The following is a 3953-nucleotide window of genomic DNA, read 5'->3' as shown; positions in this document are numbered from 1 at the left end:
ATCGATGCTGGTGGTGCGCGGCGTCAACATCTTCCCTTCCGCGGTGGAAGAACTGGTGCGCGCCACACCCGGCCTCGGCGACGAATACCAGCTCGTCATCAACGCCTCGGTGCATGACGCCGCCGGCTTCATGAAATCCATCCACGTGCGTGTGGAGCAGACCGATGCCTCCGCCGATGCGGCGCAGTTGACGGCATTGGCGGCGCAACTGACACAGGAAATCAAACAGCGCCTGCACGTCGGCGCGCACGTCGAAGTGCTGCCGCAAGGCACGCTCGCACGCAGCACGCACAAGGCAAAACGCGTCGTCAGGGAATAACGAAAAGATCAGCTGATCCGGTAGCAAAAAACACCATCGGCGCAGGCCATCCTGACGCCAGGGAGGAGCGGACATGCAAAGCATCGTCATCGTGGAACGCAGCGACGCGATCGCCTGCGTCACCATGAACCAGCCCGGGCGCCGCAACGCGCTGGCGCCGGAAATGCGCGAGGCCCTCACCGAAACGTTGGAGCGACTGGCCTGCGATGTCGATTGCCGCGCCATCATCCTGGCCGGCACCGATCGCAGCTTCTGCGCCGGCGGCGATCTGTCGAGCCTGCCTGCCGGCGACGCCTTGGCCAGCCGCAAACGCATGACGCTGCCTTCGGCGCCGGCATGGGCTTGGCGCTGGCCTGCGACTACGTGCTGTGCAGCGAACGCGCGCGTTTCTGCACCGCGTACTCCAACGTCGGTTTAATGGCCGACATGGGCCTGCTGTGGTCGCTGCCGCAACGCGTCAGCGCCGGCCAGGTGCGCCGGCTGCTCTACACCAGCGCCGTGGTCGATGGCGAAGAAGCATTGCGCCTCGGCCTCGCCGATCAATTGGTGCACAGTGATGAACTGCAGCAGGCCGCGCTCGACCTGGCGGCCCAGTTCGCCGCCGCCCCGCCACTCGCCGTCGGCCTTACCAAGGCTGCGCTGGCGCGCCTGCCGGGCTCGCTCGACACCGTCATGGGTCTGGAACTGGACGGCCAGTTGCAATTGTTTTCCAGTGCAGATTTCACGGAAGGGCGACATGCCTTCCTGGAGAAAAGAAGGCCGTATTTTCAGGGCCGTTGAACGTACCTGCGGGTATCCGCGGAGATGGATAGCATGCTGGACTTCACCTACGAGGAAACGTCATGAAACGAACAGTTGCCACCCTTGCCTGCACCGGCGCCATTGCCGGCGCCCTGATCAGCATTCCCCTCGCGGTCAATGCGCAGGCCCGTGAAAAAGTCACCATCGCCATCGGCACCGACGTGCTCGACGCCTCGCAGGTCAACAACACCTCGCTGCCGATCTACACCAAGTGCTGGGAAAATGCCGGCCTCGACGTCACGCTGCAGCCGACCAACTCCACCACCGCCATGCAGGCGGTGCTGACCGGCCAGGCCGACATGGTCAACATGGGTCCGGCCGCCGCCATCATCGCGCGCACCAAGGGCGCGCCGTTGAAGGCGGTGTACCTCAACATGCGCCACAACTTCCAGTTTCCGGTGGTGCTCGACTCGTCGCCGGTCAAGACCATCGCCGACTTCAAGGGAAAAACCATCGGCGTGCTGTCGTACGGTTCGCAGATGGTGCAGATCTTCAAGGGCATGCTGACCGAAGCCGGCGTCAATCCCGACAAGGACGTGACGTTTGTGGAAACCGGCTCCGGCGCCCAAGCCGTGACGGCGTTGTCGAAAGGCCGCGTCGACATCTGGGGCACCTGGGATTCGCAGATCGCCACGGCGGAAAACATGGGCCTGAAGCTGCGCCGCTTCTCCTCGCCGTTCGCCGAGAAGCTCAACTTCGGCGGCTCCTACTTCGTGCGCGACGACATGATCGCCAAGCGTCCGCAGACCATCGAAAAAGTCCTGCGCTGCGTCGCCATGGGTTCGGTGACGGCGCTGGCCAATCCGCAGGGCTCGCTGAAGGTGCACTGGAAAGTATTCCCGCTGACCAAGCCGTCCAGTCTCGACGACGCCACGGCCATCAAGCAGGGTCTGCACATCATCCAAACGCGTGGGGAATTCCTGAAACTGGAACCGGGCGTCAAGTGGGGTGAAATCCCGATCAGCGCGGTGGCCAACATGGTGGCGTTCATGAAAGCCAACAACATCATCCAGACCAGTCCGAAACTGGAAGACCTCTACACCAACCAGTTCATCCCGGCGATCAACAACTTCGACACCGCCAAGGTGGTCGCGGCGGCCAAGGCCTTGCCGCAGTAAGCATTGAAAGAGACGCGCATCAGGCCGGAACCGTGTTCCGGTCGGGCGCGGTCAGCCGTTCCAGCGTCCCCAGCCACTGCATCGCCATCTCGCGGCCCTCGCCGCACATCTCCGCCGACGCCTGCAATCCCGAACAACATGCCGGTCGTTCCGGTTGGCCGAAAATCGCACAGCGCAAGTCATCCATCAATTGCACGCAAGGCACGCCCGCCGGCTTGCCGTTCGGCATGCCGGGAATCGGGCTGGAAATGGAAGGCGCGGTGCAGCACGCGCCGCAGTTGGAGCGACAGTTCATGGCGGTGGGAAAGGACAAGAAGGTGCATATTCTACCGCCCCGCGGCATCGTCAAGCGGGGCGCGGCTTTTCGGTCGATAATTGGCGGGCAGCCGACATCGGATGCGCACAAAAAACAAACAGGGAAGGCGCATGACGCAAGATCTGAACGACCTCTATTACTTCGCGCAGGTGGTGGACCATCGCGGTTTCGCCGCCGCCGGTCGCGCGCTGGGCATTCCCAAATCGAAACTGAGCCGGCGCATCGCGCAGCTGGAAGAGCGCCTCGGTGCGCGCCTGATCCAGCGCTCCACGCGCAGCCTGTCGGTGACTGAAATCGGGCAAAGCTATTACGAGCACTGCAAGGCCATGCTGGTGGAAGCCGAAGCCGCGCAGGAAGCCGTCGAACGAAATCGCGCCGAACCGCAAGGCACGGTGCGGCTGACCTGTCCGGTGGCGCTGCTGCATGGTCGGGTGGGAGTGATGCTGGCGGATTTCCTGATCGAACATCCGCGCGTGACCTTGCAGGTGGAGTCGACCAACCGGCGCGTCGACGTCGTCAACGAAGGCATCGACGTCGCGCTGCGCGTCTTGTTGCCGCCTTTGCAGGACAGCGACCTGGTGCTGAAGATTTTTGGCATGCGCCACTGGTGCCTGGCGGCCAGTCCGGCGCTGCTGGAGAAATGCCGCGTCCCCGAAGTGCCGGCAGACCTGCACCGCTTCCCCAGCATGAGCCTGGCGATCCCGGTGGAGCAGCATGTCTGGCATCTGGAAAACGCCGACGGCGAAACGGCATCGATCCGTCACACGCCGCGACTGATGACCGACGACGCCACGGCGCTCAAGCGCGCCGCCGGCATCGTCTATCTGCCGACCATGGTGGTCATCGATGAGTTGCGCAGCGGCGCGCTGGTGAAGGTATTGCCTGAATGGTCGCCGAAGTCCGGCATCATCCACGCCGTGTATTCGTCGCGGCGTTTCCTGTTGCCGTCGGTGCGGCAACTGATCGACTTCCTCGCCAAACGTTTCGACGAACTGGAAGATTATTGAAACACCGCACTGCCGGCGTCGACGGGTTCGCCACTCAGCAGCAGGCCCGTGGTGTCCGCACGCGTTTCCAGCAACAAACCCGCGCCGGGGCGGTCAAGCATCACGACCTCACCGCCAAGCGCTGCATGGTCGCCGTTGATCAGCACCGATCCGCTCAGGATCGCCAGCAACAACGTGCGTCCTTCGACCGTATTGAACTCGCTCAGGCAGCGCGACTTCAATTGCAATTGCCATACATCGAACGACGACATGGTCGGCATCGCGCCGCGCCGGTTCAGGCAGTCGCCCGCGATCACGCGGATGCTGCCGGCGCCGTCAGGCAAGGCGATGGAGGGAATCTTGTCGGCCGTGACAATTTTCCCGGAGCAGGACAAGGATGCCGACGTCGGGTG

General features: G+C 63.4%; 5 protein-coding genes and 2 pseudogenes. 5 read left to right on the top strand and 2 right to left on the bottom strand.

The features are described 5' to 3' along the window. From HLUSI_RS0113210 to HLUSI_RS0113200, 4 genes and pseudogenes are all read left to right on the top strand, one after another. Nucleotides 1–319: pseudogene (locus HLUSI_RS0113210) on the top strand (phenylacetate--CoA ligase family protein); the annotation flags it as partial. A 73-nt stretch (nt 320–392) separates the two neighbouring features. Continuing rightward, on the top strand, nt 393–737 hold the full coding sequence (locus tag HLUSI_RS34650; RefSeq protein ID WP_050977712.1) for an enoyl-CoA hydratase/isomerase family protein: 345 nt from the start codon (nt 393–395) through the stop codon (nt 735–737). Continuing rightward, the gene (locus HLUSI_RS31075) at nt 656–1099 is read left to right on the top strand and encodes an enoyl-CoA hydratase/isomerase family protein (RefSeq protein WP_083830949.1); all 444 of its coding nucleotides are present in this window, start codon (nt 656–658) and stop codon (nt 1097–1099) included. The genes HLUSI_RS34650 and HLUSI_RS31075 overlap by 82 nt, the downstream gene beginning before the upstream one ends. Nucleotides 1100–1161: 62 nt before the next feature. Further along, nucleotides 1162–2238 carry an ABC transporter substrate-binding protein gene (locus HLUSI_RS0113200; RefSeq protein ID WP_016834429.1) on the top strand — a complete coding sequence of 359 codons (1077 nt, stop codon included), beginning with the start codon at nt 1162–1164 and terminating at the stop codon, nt 2236–2238. A gap of 19 nt (nt 2239–2257) precedes the next feature. On the opposite strand, the gene HLUSI_RS0113195 is transcribed toward HLUSI_RS0113200, so the two are convergent. Next, on the bottom strand, nt 2258–2533 hold the full coding sequence (locus HLUSI_RS0113195; RefSeq protein WP_016834428.1) for a YkgJ family cysteine cluster protein: 276 nt from the start codon (nt 2531–2533) through the stop codon (nt 2258–2260). A 131-nt stretch (nt 2534–2664) separates the two neighbouring features. Between HLUSI_RS0113195 and HLUSI_RS0113190 the strand changes: the two genes are divergently transcribed. Next, the gene (locus HLUSI_RS0113190; RefSeq protein ID WP_016834427.1) at nt 2665–3561 is read left to right on the top strand and encodes a LysR substrate-binding domain-containing protein; all 897 of its coding nucleotides are present in this window, start codon (nt 2665–2667) and stop codon (nt 3559–3561) included. Here the strand turns inward: HLUSI_RS0113190 and HLUSI_RS28520 are convergent. Next, nucleotides 3555–3953 (bottom strand): annotated as a pseudogene (locus HLUSI_RS28520) (pirin-like C-terminal cupin domain-containing protein); the annotation flags it as partial. The gene HLUSI_RS0113190 and the pseudogene HLUSI_RS28520 sit on opposite strands and share 7 nt — an antisense overlap.

This window comes from Herbaspirillum lusitanum P6-12 (assembly GCF_000256565.1).
Lineage (GTDB): Bacteria > Pseudomonadota > Gammaproteobacteria > Burkholderiales > Burkholderiaceae_D > Herbaspirillum > Herbaspirillum lusitanum.
The sequence above is the reverse complement of the archived record's forward strand: the minus strand, read 5'-3'. Positions and strand labels throughout refer to the sequence as shown.

Coding starts and splice junctions, on each gene's coding strand:
- HLUSI_RS31075 (WP_083830949.1), top strand. CDS start 656: ATGGGCTTGGCGCTGGCCTGCGACTACGTGCTGTGCAGCGAACGCGCG.
- HLUSI_RS0113190 (WP_016834427.1), top strand. CDS start 2,665: ATGACGCAAGATCTGAACGACCTCTATTACTTCGCGCAGGTGGTGGAC.
- HLUSI_RS0113200 (WP_016834429.1), top strand. CDS start 1,162: ATGAAACGAACAGTTGCCACCCTTGCCTGCACCGGCGCCATTGCCGGC.
- HLUSI_RS34650 (WP_050977712.1), top strand. CDS start 393: ATGCAAAGCATCGTCATCGTGGAACGCAGCGACGCGATCGCCTGCGTC.
- HLUSI_RS0113195 (WP_016834428.1), bottom strand. CDS start 2,533: ATGAACTGTCGCTCCAACTGCGGCGCGTGCTGCACCGCGCCTTCCATT.